Origin of the sequence: Chryseobacterium sp. CBSDS_008, from assembly GCF_049959325.1 — a bacterium.
GTDB lineage: Bacteria > Bacteroidota > Bacteroidia > Flavobacteriales > Weeksellaceae > Chryseobacterium.
In genome coordinates this window covers 954,618-968,118 of sequence record NZ_CP188202.1, presented here as the reverse complement: position 1 = coordinate 968,118, position 13,501 = coordinate 954,618, and the positions used below count along the sequence as shown (strand labels likewise).

Sequence of the window (13,501 nt, the reverse complement as noted above, 5' to 3'; positions counted from 1 at the left end):
TTAGTGTTTATGATTTTTAAAATTGATGATATGGCCTGTAATCAAACCTGCAGCTCCTAAATAGATCAGAGGACTATGAATTTCAAATAGCAGATCTGTGAGCACAGAAATAAAAATGAGCGAAACAGATATCCAGAACAAAAGCTTTAACCGGCGGTTTTCCATTTTCTTTGTTACCCTGAACACAACAATGGCACCCATACAAAGAAATGCCAGATCGATATAAGGATCATGGGCTATTCCCAATGGAACAATCAGTAATAATGGAAAGACAATACAATGAATCAGGCATAAAACAGCAGCGGAGATTCCTACAGCATCAAGAATTTTTGATTTCATAATAGTATGGATTAATTTTCTTATTGTAACTTTGTTGCAAAAGTAGAAATAAAAAATTAAATAACGCAACTTTATTGCATTAAAATATGAAACAGGTCAGAAATACCCATGCCAAAACTGAAATTTTAAACCTTATTAATGGATCAGATATAGCCCTCACCCATTCTGATATTCAGAAAAAACTGGGCGATCTATGCAACAGAGTAACCATTTACAGGGTACTGGAAAGGCTTGAAAACGAAGGAGCCATACACAAGATCGTTAATATTGACGGAGTGGTGAATTTTGCAAAGTGCAGCGGAAAATGTACGCATGAACAGCATTTTCACAATCATGTTCATTTCAATTGTAAAGAATGTCATTCTGTAACGTGTATTGAAAACGCAATTCCGGAAATCAGTTTACCGGAGCATTTTATTGCACAGGAATACAATTTTATCATCAGCGGGATATGCCCGAAATGTGCTGATGCATAAAATACAAAAAGGCAGAAAAGCGAGTGTGCTCATCTGCCTTTTCCCCTTTTTACGGGTATTATAAGGAAGAGATATAAACTTCTATTTTGGTTCCATCATAATTGAAGGTGCCGTCAGAATTTTTTTTGCCTAATACCCATTTCATATCTACAGGTACAGACCATGCAGATCCTAATGAAAATCCATTCACTGACCGGATTTCATTTCCTTTTCCAGTAGTAACTGCTGAATGAAACCAGCTTTTATCGATCAATCTGTAGAAGCCGATTGCTTTTCCTGCCGGGATTGGTGAATATCCATCCCATTTCTCTCCTGCCGGATAATTGAATACAGTTAACCATTTTTGTCCGGCTGATTCTGCCAGCTGAAAAGGACTTATGGAGGCACCACGCATGTATAACGCATATGCTACAGCATCATGGCATACTCCACTGTTGTATTTCGAAATATTTTCTGCTCCTGAAAGAAGAGCAAGCGCAACAGGTGCCCTTTCAGATCGGGATAGCTGAGCCTTCCTGGCTCCTTCGGGTGTGATAAATGACATATAATAATATTTTGATTGGTGTTGTAAAGATACACCTTTCAAATTTAATCACTATTGAAGGAAAATAAATCCGGATTTGAAAAGCCTATTTTAACAATTTTAAGTTTTAGCTAAAGCCCAATGGATTTCATTTTTATTATTAAAACGGGCTAAAGCCGTTACTATTGAATATTAATTGATATAGAAAATTTCGTGTTTCTTTCTGGTATATGCGTTACTGTTGCAGTATATTTCCTTCAAAAATACTGAAAAACTGAGGGTTTTCCTCGAATTATTGTTATTCAGAATCGGTATAAATTCCATCCTATTCACCTGTCCCCGTTGGGTAGCGTAAATAAAAATACTATTTTTATCGGCCAAAAAAGTAAAGACTAATTATGCCGACTGATGCTTCTCATAAGCTGATTCCGATGACAACCTTCGTACTGGAGTATTATTCACACGAAGGATATGCCGATCTTCAGATTCTGAATCTGATGAATAATTATGCCAATTTCTTAAAGAAGCGTTTAACCCTTGGAATGTTTGTTCCCGTAGACCGCAAAGGGAATATTCTGAAAGAACCCAAAAATTATACGGAATGGAAGTCTCTTGATCATAATGACGGGAAAAGAACGGATATTGCAGGATTTGAAGAATATGCCGAATACCAGAAGGCAGAGCAGAACTGTATGTTTGAAGGTTTTAAAGTAGATTATAACGGGTATTCAAAAGTTCGTATCATAGCTTCCTACGATCCTTCTATAGAGCTGTCATTCAATAAAAATGATCTGATTCCTTCAGGGTTTAATGATGTGGAGTCGCTTACCGTTTTTGATGATATATTTCTAACATCCAGTGCCTTAAAAGCAATTGGAATCAAAAGGTGAAAATTTTGATCCTTATCATAAAAAACGTTTATCGGCCGATAAACGTTTTTTGTTTGATATTATATTTTATCGTACACATTCTCCAGAATAGCAGTGATAGCCTGAAGGACACATCCCGTTGATGCAGGGACCGGCAGCATCAGGATAGCATTTTTCATCTGCCCGGCAATGAGAATGAGGAGGGCATAAAGAGAGTAGATTTCCAAGGCAGATGCCTACAGGAAGAGGTAGATTCAGTTCTATACCGATTTCTCCGACAATGTTTTTCTGTTTAATCTTTTCATGGCTTTTGTTTTAAAGTGTTATTGATTTTTTACTATAATTTCAAGTTCTGTTATGAAATCTTTCTGTGCTGTATTAATCCGCTGCATTGCTTCTTCTGAAGGAAACCATTCCCACCGGTCTACTTCCGGAACTTGCAGTATTTTTCCGGATTTTGGAGGCCATTCTAATGGAAAAGTATTGCTGTAAAGGTCTGATGTCTCAATATCCCCTTCCAGGGCCCAGGCATAAACGGTTTTTCCTCCTTTTTGTTTAATGGGTGATAATTCGATGAATTTTCCTTCTATCGTTTTACCAGTTTCTTCTTTAAATTCCGTCAATGCACGTTTCAGCGGATCTTCATCAGGAAGAATCTCTCCTTTGGGAACAGACCATGCTCCCAGGTCTTTATTTTTCCAGAAGGGACCGCCGGGATGAACCAAAAAGTAATACAGACTGTCTTTTTCTTTTTTAAAGAGCAAAATCCCGGCACTTGTTTTCATGGATATAAAGATTTGATTATTAAAGTTATGAAAAATATATAAACCGTCTCATCAGTGAGATAGTCCCTTCTTTTTAAACTCAGAGGGAGACATTTCTTTATAAGCCTTAAATATCTTATTGAAATGGCTGGCATCATTGAAACCCAGTTTATCTGCAACTTCACTGATATTATAATGACTCTGAAGCAGGAGTTTTTCCGCAGTTTTTATTTTATGCTGCATAATATGCTGCTGTATAGAGAAACCCGTCTGCTTTTTGATATAAATACTGATATAATTAGGAGAAAGCATAAACTCTTCAGCCATGTTTTCAATTTTCATTTTATCAGCATCTAAGGCATTGACGTTGATATAGTACAATATCTTTTCAATCCTGCTCAGATTTTGGGTAATCCAGTTTTTGGCGGTAATATTACTCATCGTATTTCGGATCAGAATGGTGATGATACCTGAAAAAAGATCTGTAGTGATGTCTTTATTATAGGGGTTTTTATGGCTGAACTCATGCAGGAGAATTCGGGCAAGTTGCAGCAGATGCACTCTATCCGTTTTACTCTTAATTACCGATTCATACACAAAAGAATGGTCTTCCATAAGAAGCTGTACAACCTTTTTAAGTTCATTTTTTTTATTGGACAGCAGGTTTTCCCAGATATATTGTTCTGTAAATTTTATATAGATGAACCGTGTTTTACTTTGGATCGAAAATTCATGGCCATCACTAGGCCGCAGAAGGAATACATCTCCTTTTTTGTAGGGAAAAGTAATATTGTTGAGGTGATGAAATCCCTTTCCTTGCTCTACGATAATCAGCTCATAAAAATTATGGTTGTGATATTCAACATCCCAGGTTTCTTTTTCAATACTGAAAACATTGAAAGAATTGAAGTTAACGATGCGTTTCATAGAAAGATGGATATTTACAAATTTACCATTAATTTTTACAATATGTCATAATTCATTATTGATCAATTTTGCCCTATCAATACATTCAAAATGAAATATATAAAACAATCGGTATTGTTGCTCGCTTCAACAATCGTTTTGATGTCTTTTTCTGATCATCATGATAAGGACAAAAGAGAGAAAAAAAATCAAGCTCAGACACAGGCTTCAACCCAAAAGCATTGGCCTAACGGAGCTCAATTGGTGATTTCAGTTTCTATGCAGTTTGAAACGGGCGGACAACCCGAAGGCGCAGAAAGTCCATTCAGTGGAACTCCCCTTCCCAAAGGACAACCGGATTTTCCCGCCGAAAGCTGGTATCGTTATGGAGGAAATGAAGGAATTTACAGGATGCTGGATTTATGGAAAAAATATGATATTAAAGTAACTTCTCATGTAGTAGGAACAGCCGCAGAAAAGTATCCTGAAGTGGCCAGAGCTATTGCCAAAGGCGGTCATGAAATTGCTGCCCACGGTATTGCCTGGGATAATCAATGGAATAAAAATTATACTGATGAACTGAATTTTGTAAAACAAGGCGTAGACGTAGTTGAGAAAATTACGGGCCAGAAAGCGGTAGGCTATAACTGTAATTGGCTGAGAAGAGGCCCGAATACGCTAAAAGTATTACAGGAGTTGGGCTTTTTATATCATATCGATGATTTAAGCCATGACGAACCTTTTATTACCAAAGTAAAAGGAAAAAACTTTGTGGTGATTCCCTATACATTACGCAATAATGATATCGTCAATATTGAAGGAAAACACTGGAGCCCGGATCAGTTTCTGGCCCAGTTAAAATTTGAGTTTGACCGTCTTTATGAAGAAGGGGCTTCCAAAAGGAGAATGATGAGCATCAGCTTTCATGACAGAATTGGTGGTACGCCGGCCATGATGCATGCTATGGAAGAATTTATCAAATATACCAAAGAAAAACAAGGGGTAATCTTTATGAGAAAAGATGATATTGCCAGAATGGTCATGAATGATCCCGATACTCCGGTTGATAACAGCGAAGAAAAGTTTAATAAGTAAGGAAGCGGAAAGCTGGAGGCAGGAAGTTATCGGAGTCTGTAAAGTAGTTTTATGACCTGTATAACTTCCATCTTCGGGCTTCGGTCTTCCATCCAAAAAAAATATCTTTATGAAAAATACAAAAACAGCCTATTTTTTCCTCCGTATATCGATGGGAACCAACCTTTTGGGACACGGATTAGTTCGTCTCGTAAAACTACAGGACTTTGCATCCGGGATGATGAAAGGTTTTGAAACAAGCTGGCTTCCACAGCTACTGGTACATTTGTTTGGAATCACACTCCCCTTTTTGGAATTTATCATTGGATTATTGCTCCTGCTGGGCCTGAAAACCCGTATTGCCGCTATAGCCGGCGCATCCCTGATAATCCTGCTTCTTTTTGGATGCAGTACGGTTGAAAACTGGGAAGCCATGGGCATCCAGATGATTTATGCAGGTTTGTTTTACGTTCTGATCAGCAGAATTGATGATAATTATCTGGCTTTGGACAGGAAATGATAAAAGAGTATCCTAAGAGCCGGGAAAGTAAAGGAAACGGAGAGAATACTATATTATTCAAACATTGTTACCTTTATTTTCTTGGCTTTTTTACGTCTTCAGAGATTATGTTACAACTTCCATAGATTCAGCTACTCTGTTTTTATAGTTATGCCCGAATTTTGCATCAGAAATAAAAGCAACTGAAAGTATCCCATTTATTTTCAATGCTTCACATAACCTTCAAAAATAGAAAACGATGCAAACCATATTAGGAGCCAATGGACAGATTGGTGAAGAACTGGCAAGGGAACTGAAAAGAAATTATACATCAGACATCCGGATTGTCAGCAGAAACGCTAAAAAAGTAAATGATACTGATACCGTTTTCTCTGCGGATTTATCAGACAGGGAAAACGCGATTGAAGCCGTGAAAGGAAGTGAAATTGCTTACTTTACTCTTGGACTTCCTATGGATACTGATCTGTGGGAACAGCAGTTTTTGACTATTATGAAAAATGTCATTGAAGCCTGTACAATCAATGCTGCCAAACTGGTGTTTTTTGACAATACCTATATGTATCCTCAAGATAATAAGATATTAACGGAACAAACAGGATTTGATCCCGTAGGAAGAAAAGGAATTGTAAGGCAAAAAATGACAGACCTGCTTTTGGCAGAAATGCAAGCCGGAACAATAGAAGCTGTTATCTGCAGAGCTCCTGAATTCTATGGTCCTGGAAAGACACAGAGTATTACCAACAGTCTTATTTTCAATGCCATTAAAGAGGATAAAAAACTGAAAGTTCCTTTAAGTGATGATAAATTGCGAAGCCTGATCTGGACTCCGGACGCAAGCCGCGCAACTGCTTTAATTGGAAATACTCCGGAGGCTTATGGACAGACATGGCATTTACCGGTAGATAATCATAAGCTGACTTACAAAGAATTCATTGCATTGGCTTCTCAGATCTATGGAAAAGAATTCAGGTATTCTGTAATTCCGAAACTGGCTTTTAAAATAGGATCTTTATTCAACAAAAATGCAAAAGAGTTACTGGAGCTGCTTCCAAGATATAAGTACGATAACCTTTTTGATGATTCAAAATTCAGAAAAAGATTCCCTGAATTTCAGGTAACCACTTACAGACAAGGAATTGAGCAGATAAAAAAAGAACAGCAAACGGCAAAATAATTATTTTAAAATAGGTAACTTAGAAAAACGAACACCACAACCGAAGGACAAAACATTTCCCTCCTATGGCGGGGTGGCGAAAATTCAAAGAATTTTTGACGGGGTGGTAAAAAAGAAATAAAATGAAAGCTCCTGAAAAAGTAACCTCCATTACAGCATTACACAAATATCTGAAGTTGAAAAGTCCATCCAATCCTTTGATCAGTGTATTTGATTTTAATGAAGTGAATGTAGATCCGGAAACTATTCTGAGTGCGGTGGCCACCGATTTTTATGTGGTTTCCATTAAAAAAGATTGTGCAGGAAGATGCAAATACGGACAGCATTATTATGACTTTGAGGATGGGATCATGTATTTTATTGCTCCCCATCAGGTACTGCAGTTTGAAGATATTCTGCTTTCTGAGGTAAGAGGAAATGTACTGGTTATTCACCCCGATTTCCTGCAGGGATATCCATTGGCTTCTGTTATAAAAGAGTATGGCTATTTCTCCTATACTGCCAATGAAGCGTTGTATCTCTCCGAAAAAGAAGAAAAATCTATAACGGATATTCTGGATAATATCAATAGGGAGATAGAAGCCAATATGGATGGTTTTACTCAGGATCTACTGGTATCCAATATTGATTTGCTGTTAAAATACTGCGATCGCTTTTACAACCGTCAGTTTTTAACCCGGAAAAAAGCGAATCATGATCTTTTGACTCAGCTTGAGACGTTACTCGATGATTATTTTAAAAATGAAAAACTGTTGATCAATGGGATTCCTACCGTACAATTTGTGGCAGCACAAATGAATATAAGCCCCAATTATTTAAGTGACATGTTAAGGGTTCATACAGGACAGACTACCCAGCAGCATATTCAGAACAGAGTGATAGAAAAGGCAAAAGAACTGCTGTCTACCACCACAATGTCCGTTTCTGAAATTGCCTATAATTTAGGATTTGAACATCCCCAGTCTTTTCACCGCTTATTTAAAAACCAGACGGCTGTTTCTCCATTGGAGTTCAGAAAGTCTTTTAATTAATGATATCATGATGAAAACTATCTTATTAATTGTAACAAACGTAGAACAATATGCCAGTGGTCAACTTAAAACCGGATTATGGCTGAGTGAGCTTACGCATATTTATCATGCGGCAAAGGAGAAAGGATGGAAGATTACCATAGCTTCTCCTAAAGGTGGAAATACTCCTATTGACCCGGAAAGTCTGAAACCTCTGGTGCTTGATGGTATTTCAAAAAGTTATTATGAAAATCCGGTATTTATGAATGAATTGGCTCAGACAAAAAGCCTTGATATGGTAAAAAATGAATCCTTCGACTGTATTTATCTTGCGGGAGGACATGCTACTATGTATGATTTTCCTGATAATACTACTTTACAGGAGATTCTTAGAGATCAGTATGAAAGCAATAAAATGGTTGCTGCGATTTGTCATGGGGTTGGAGGATTACTGAACGTAAAACTTTCGGATGGAGAATACATGATTAAAGGTAAAGATGTTACCGGATTTGACTGGTTTGAAGAAACATTGGCAAGAAGAAAAAATGAAGTTCCTTTTAATCTTGAAGCAGCCCTTAAAGAGCGGGGTGTACATTACAAAAAAGCTTTTATCCCTATGACTTCCAATGTTGTGGCTGACGGACAGTTGATTACTGGACAAAATCCTTTCAGCTCTAAAGAAATGGCTAAAATAGTAGTCCGTGAGCTTGAGAAATAGAGATTAACAATGAAGTCATGCCTTATAGCATTTTTTTGATATATTTTTTCGCCTTTGCATATCCAAAAACGCTCTCATTTTAAAATAAGTAAAAAACGCAAAGTTTTAATGGTTTCAGATTTTTACTAAAAATGAGTAATGATATAATGTCAACAGACTGTATCATTGATTTTTCCCTACGATACCTCAAAATAAAGTAAAACATTAAAATCTTTGCGTTAAAAAAAAATTATAAAAAAGGCAAAGTTCAACAATTTATACCTTCTATTAGAGTGTGCAAAGGTGGCGACAATGTCGCTGATTAAGCTTAATGGTTATACATCCGCTTAGAAAGAATCAATTACATTGATTCTACTCTTTGTCTCCCTTAAAATAATAAGAAATTATATATTAAATCTCTGCATTTCAAAAGCATATTTTTTATAATCGTCTTTTATGACAAAATTGATTTTATTATGGTAACAAGACTCATCAGTATCACTACTATTCCTACCACAACAAACATTTTCTTCGTTGGAAGTTTTGAGGTCAGCATTGCTGAAAACGGAGCGGTAAAAACGCCGCCCAGCAAAAGTCCCAATACAATATTCCAATGATGGATGCCTATTGTAAAGATGAAGGTAACAGCACTTGTTATTGTTAATAAAAACTTAGCAACTGTAGAACTTCCTACTACATAACGGGGAATTCTTCCCTCTTTAATCAGGGTTCCGGTTACCAATGGTCCCCAACCGCCTCCTGCAAAGGAATCAATAAAACCACCTGCCAGTCCCAATACTCTGAGGTTAGTTCTTCGTTTGGTTTTACCTTGTCCTGATTTTTTATCTTTGAATGCATTTCTTAAGATATTGATCCCAAGGTACAATGTGTAGCAGGCAATAATAGGTTTTACAATATGAGCATAATGTTCGCCATAATGAGACAGCGTTAAAGCACCGATAACAGAGCCTACAATAGCCAGTGGGAACAATACCCACACCATTTTTTTATTGACATTTCCCAGTTTATAATGACTGAAACTTCCGGCTGCGGTAGTAAAAGATTCCGCAGAATGAATACTTGCACTCACAACAGGTGGCGGAACATTCAGCAGTAAAAGGATCGTGGTACATATCACGCCATATCCCATTCCCATAGATCCGGCAACAATTTCTGCCATAAATCCGGCAAACAGCATCCAGTAAAAAATATGCCCATCTTTATTCAGAAAATACTGAATATCACCGGAAAGATTGAACTGGTACACCACAAGTCCAAATAATCCGAAAAGAAGTAAAACACCAATGATAGCAAGATAAATATTAGCTTTTCTCTGGGCGGTTTTGGTAATATTGATCAGCTTTTCAATTTCCATGTCCGGTTTTGCAGCAGCTTTTCCGTCAGACAAATATTCTGTAGTAATTTTGTTGAGTTCTTTCACCTTATAATTAAAATCTCCGGTGAGCTGATTGCGGATATTCTGCATATTATCCAATACATGATCCATTTCATCTGGAATAACTTCTGTAAAGGTTTCCCTTAATCTTTTAGCAATGGTCGGGGACTTTCCATTGGTGGAAATGGCAATTTTGAGACTTCCTTTTTTAACAATGGAACCTAAATAAAAATCACACAAATCCGGCTTGTCTGCAATATTGACCAACACATTTTTTTTCTGGGCTTTTTCTCTGATTTCCCCTGCTAATTCAATATCATTCACTGCAATGATGGCGAGATCGGTATCATTAAAATCAAGATCATCATAGGCTCTCTCATGCAGGATTATATTAGAAAACTGATTTTGTAAGGTTCTTACCTCAGGAATAATTTCTTTGGCTACCAGCTTGATGGAAGTTTCCGGAGAATTTCCAAGTACTGATTCCAGTTTTTCAAGGGCAACGTTACCACCGCCAATAATCAGCAGTGACAGCTTTTCAAGTTTTAAGAATATAGGATATAATGAATTGCTCATCTTAATTATAGTTTTAAATCATAAGTAAAAGCGAGATAATACAGTCCTCCAATTTCAGGACCTGCTGCATACTGGAAATAACGGCGGTTCAGTAAATTGGTTGCCCCAATTTTAATATTCGCATGAATTTCAGGAAGCTTCCATGTAGCTTGAGCATCGATGGTATAATAAGCCGGAATTGCTCCTGAGGCTAAAGGACTTTCCCACATAAAGCCACTCTGCCATCTTGCGACAAGCGTAAACCCTATATTTTTAACAATTTCTCTGTTTCCTACACTTACATTCACCATCCATTTCGGGGTGTTGAAAGCGGTAATAAACAGGTCTGAATTATTATTGGAAGCAAGGTCATTATAGGAAACATTGGTATTAACATTATAATTTCCTGTAATATTATAACGAATCCCTAAAGACGTTCCATAGCTTTTGTAGGTACTATTGCTGTTCGTATAAACCCTGTATCTGTCCTGCTTGCTTCTGTCGAGCATGGCAAGAACAGCGGAATTGCTTCCTACCTGGCTGTTTTTAGGAACAGCTACTTCTACCTGACCAAGGAATCCTTCATAGATATTGTAATAGAAATCCCAGTCCAGCACCAGTTTATTATTGAAAAAAGTAGACTTATACCCTACTTCAAATGAATTGATCTTTTCCGGCTGGAGTTTCTGCAGATTGGCTACGGTTAAAAGCTGTTTATTATCCTGAGCTGCCTGGGCCTGGGTTTTTCCGGCATCTAAATCTGCATTTACTGCTGAGGTGAATTTATCGATAGAAGCCAGCGTGTAGGAATTCTCCAGATATCCCAATCCATCATTTACTTTTGAAAGTCCTCCCACTCTTCTTACATTTCCGTTGTTTACGAAAGAAAGTGCTTCAAATAGTGATGGAAAACGATATCCGTTCTGAAAAGAAGCTCTGAAATTATGCTCTTTAACCGGAGAATACACAACACTGATTCTCGGATTTAATTTGGCTTCAAATTCCGGGTTTCTGTCGATACGTAAGGCCGCATTGATCTTTAATTTATCATCAAAGAAAAGCTTGGTAATCTGTGCAAAAGCTCCATATTTCTGATAAATAACATCTTTTCCGAAGGTTCCGTTGGCTAAAGGAATGTTTCTTTCATTCACCGGACGGTCGAAATCAACAAAATTGTTTCCATCCGGAGTAATGCTGTACAAACGGTAATCTACACCAGCAAGAAGGTTAAAGATCTTCACAAACCTGCTGAAATCGTAGGTAAGTTCGCCCTGATAGAAACGGGATTTCTGTTCAAGTTTAGCTCCTCCTGTTGCCGGAGCTCCTGCTACTCCTCCATTGGCCGAATCCCAGTTGTTGATTCCGATGATGGTGTTTTTCAACTGTTCGAAGGCTGCAGTTCCCGGCACGGCTCTGTTTTTATCTGCTTGCTGACGTGCGAGAATAAAAGCGTCATTAAGATTGGCTCCTGCATTCAGATTATTCTGAAGAGCTGTTTGGAATATATTTCTCCAGTTGGCATTGGAAAGGTTGGTGAGATCAAGATTATCTGCCAAAGGTTTCAGATTATAAGAATCTCCTGTATTTTCTATCGATACATAAGCCCTGAAGGTCAGTTCTTTTCCTGTCAATTCTATTTTATGGTTCTGAACAGTAGCGTTTTGTAAGCGGATTTTATTTCCTCTCTGAAAAGTTCCGTCCAGCAAGCCATACCGGTATACGTAAGATGTTCTCCACTGATTCCCGAAACGGTAATATAATCCTGCATCAAACTTGATATTTTTCACATCCGGACTTACAAGATCTTTCTCCAGATATCCTGTTCTTGAAACATTAAATGTAGTTGGCTTTCCGTTGTAATCCACTTTTACGGCTACACGGTTATTTCTTTCGTCACCGTATTTATTCCAAAGGTCTTCCGCCGGATTGTTCGCCAGAGCAAAATTAGGATTGGCGGTGACCAAAGATCCTGGATTCTGATCAGTCAAATTGTTGGAGATCCAGTCTGTTCCGCTGAAATAGGATGCATTAACTTTTACCGCAAAGTTTTTATTGATCACCTTCGCAAAGCGGATAGCACTTTCTCCCAGAGAACTTATTTTATGATTGACATTGTCTACATGATTCACCCCGCCACGGAAATAAAGGCTTATTCCTTCAGAAGTAAACGGATCTTTGGTCTGTAAACTTGCCAGGCCGTTGATAGCATTCATTCCGTACAACGCTGAAGCAGCTCCCGGAGTGACTTCCATAGACTGGATATCCAGTTCGGTAGGACCTATTGCATTTCCCAATGGCACTCCCAACGTTGCCGACTGTACATCTACTCCGTCTACCAACTGCATGAATCGGAAATTATTAGGCGAATTGAAACCTCTCGAATTAGGAATTTTCAACGTAAGACTTGATGTTAAAAGCTGTAACCCCTTTACATTTTCCAATGTTTCATAGAATGAGGCTGCAGGACTTTCCCTGATGGTTTTAATATCAATTTTCTCAATAGCAATCGGAGATCTTAATATTTTTTCCGGAACTCTGGAGGCTGAAATCACTACATCATCGATGATTGTATTTTGAGGGTTCAGCCCTATCGTTATTTTGTTGGAAGGCGAAAGTATTTCAACGGTTTGACCTGTGAAACCCTCTTTCTGAATCACCACCCGGAACGGAATGGTAACCCTTGTTCTGAGCTTAAAGTTGCCCAGCCGATCCGTTAATGCAATGTCCTGTGTATTTTCGATCTGCACTTTTACGGAGTCAAGACCTTTGCGTGTACCTGTATTTTTGATGCTTCCGCTAAGCTCTATAAGCTGCTGCTGTGCTTCTGCAAGGTTAAAAAATAGAAATGTGAATGCGATAATACCTGCTTTTGGCAGAAAATTTCCCTGCTTTTTGTTTTTCATTTTTTCTTCATTTTTTTAGGTTGAAAATGAAGCTGTCTGAACTTTTTACCTTGATTATTTTTAACAACAAAAGGCACAAAAGTTTTAAACACTTAAGTTTTTTTAGAGCCAAAATTTATGCACAATAAGTACACCTAAGTTTTGTGAAAATCTGTGATTTTCATCTTAATGTTAGCTTTCTGCGGCATTATTTTAAACTTTCTTAAGTGAGCTAAAGTGTTTTTAAGATGAAAACTTTTGTGACTTTTGTGGTTTGAATTGAAAAGTTGAAACAGCTTTGATTGTATTGTTACTT

The 13,501-nt window shown here is 37.6% G+C and carries 13 protein-coding genes; 7 read left to right on the top strand and 6 right to left on the bottom strand.

The features are described from left to right. Positions 1-339: a MerC domain-containing protein gene (locus ACP3T3_RS04225; protein WP_426478678.1), complete on the bottom strand. Its 339-nt coding sequence runs from the start codon at positions 337-339 to the stop codon at positions 1-3. An 86-nt stretch (positions 340-425) separates the two neighbouring features. Between ACP3T3_RS04225 and ACP3T3_RS04220 the strand changes: the two genes are divergently transcribed. After that, on the top strand, positions 426-815 hold the full coding sequence (locus ACP3T3_RS04220) for a Fur family transcriptional regulator (protein WP_034697950.1): 390 nt from the start codon (positions 426-428) through the stop codon (positions 813-815). A gap of 58 nt (positions 816-873) precedes the next feature. On the opposite strand, the gene ACP3T3_RS04215 is transcribed toward ACP3T3_RS04220, so the two are convergent. Further along, positions 874-1,359 carry a hypothetical protein gene (locus tag ACP3T3_RS04215; RefSeq protein ID WP_426478677.1) on the bottom strand — a complete coding sequence of 162 codons (486 nt, stop codon included), beginning with the start codon at positions 1,357-1,359 and terminating at the stop codon, positions 874-876. Positions 1,360-1,736: 377 nt separating this feature from the next. Here ACP3T3_RS04215 and ACP3T3_RS04210 point away from each other — a divergent pair, with 377 nt between their 5' ends. Then, positions 1,737-2,228 carry a hypothetical protein gene (locus tag ACP3T3_RS04210; RefSeq protein WP_426478676.1) on the top strand — a complete coding sequence of 164 codons (492 nt, stop codon included), beginning with the start codon at positions 1,737-1,739 and terminating at the stop codon, positions 2,226-2,228. A gap of 302 nt (positions 2,229-2,530) precedes the next feature. Here ACP3T3_RS04210 and ACP3T3_RS04205 read toward each other — a convergent pair whose 3' ends face one another. Together ACP3T3_RS04205 and ACP3T3_RS04200 are read right to left on the bottom strand one after the other, a co-directional pair. Further along, entirely contained in the window at positions 2,531-2,992 is a 462-nt protein-coding gene (locus ACP3T3_RS04205; RefSeq protein WP_426478675.1) for an NUDIX hydrolase, read from the bottom strand. 51 nt (positions 2,993-3,043) lie between these two features. Next, complete coding sequence (locus ACP3T3_RS04200) at positions 3,044-3,898, bottom strand: AraC family transcriptional regulator (RefSeq protein ID WP_426478674.1); 855 nt, start codon at positions 3,896-3,898, stop codon at positions 3,044-3,046. A 90-nt stretch (positions 3,899-3,988) separates the two neighbouring features. On the opposite strand from ACP3T3_RS04200, the gene ACP3T3_RS04195 reads away from it, so the two are divergent. The 5 genes from ACP3T3_RS04195 to ACP3T3_RS04175 all read left to right on the top strand — a co-directional run bounded on the left by ACP3T3_RS04195 (position 3,989) and on the right by ACP3T3_RS04175 (position 8,373). Continuing rightward, positions 3,989-4,972 carry a polysaccharide deacetylase family protein gene (locus ACP3T3_RS04195; RefSeq protein WP_426478673.1) on the top strand — a complete coding sequence of 328 codons (984 nt, stop codon included), beginning with the start codon at positions 3,989-3,991 and terminating at the stop codon, positions 4,970-4,972. 109 nt (positions 4,973-5,081) lie between these two features. Next, positions 5,082-5,471, top strand: a complete 390-nt coding sequence (locus ACP3T3_RS04190) for a DoxX family membrane protein (protein ID WP_426478672.1) — start codon at positions 5,082-5,084, stop codon at positions 5,469-5,471. 238 nt (positions 5,472-5,709) lie between these two features. After that, the gene (locus tag ACP3T3_RS04185; RefSeq protein WP_426478671.1) at positions 5,710-6,645 is read left to right on the top strand and encodes an NAD-dependent epimerase/dehydratase family protein; all 936 of its coding nucleotides are present in this window, start codon (positions 5,710-5,712) and stop codon (positions 6,643-6,645) included. Positions 6,646-6,767: 122 nt separating this feature from the next. After that, complete coding sequence (locus ACP3T3_RS04180) at positions 6,768-7,676, top strand: helix-turn-helix domain-containing protein (RefSeq protein ID WP_426478670.1); 909 nt, start codon at positions 6,768-6,770, stop codon at positions 7,674-7,676. A 7-nt stretch (positions 7,677-7,683) separates the two neighbouring features. Then, a complete protein-coding gene (locus tag ACP3T3_RS04175; RefSeq protein ID WP_426478669.1) occupies positions 7,684-8,373 on the top strand; it encodes a type 1 glutamine amidotransferase domain-containing protein in 690 nt (229 codons plus the stop codon). Positions 8,374-8,806: 433 nt separating this feature from the next. Here ACP3T3_RS04175 and ACP3T3_RS04170 read toward each other — a convergent pair whose 3' ends face one another. Both ACP3T3_RS04170 and ACP3T3_RS04165 read right to left on the bottom strand, forming a co-directional pair. Beyond that, entirely contained in the window at positions 8,807-10,324 is a 1,518-nt protein-coding gene (locus tag ACP3T3_RS04170) for a TSUP family transporter (RefSeq protein WP_426478668.1), read from the bottom strand. A gap of 5 nt (positions 10,325-10,329) precedes the next feature. Beyond that, entirely contained in the window at positions 10,330-13,206 is a 2,877-nt protein-coding gene (locus ACP3T3_RS04165) for a TonB-dependent receptor (protein ID WP_426478667.1), read from the bottom strand. Positions 13,207-13,501 lie beyond the last annotated feature (295 nt).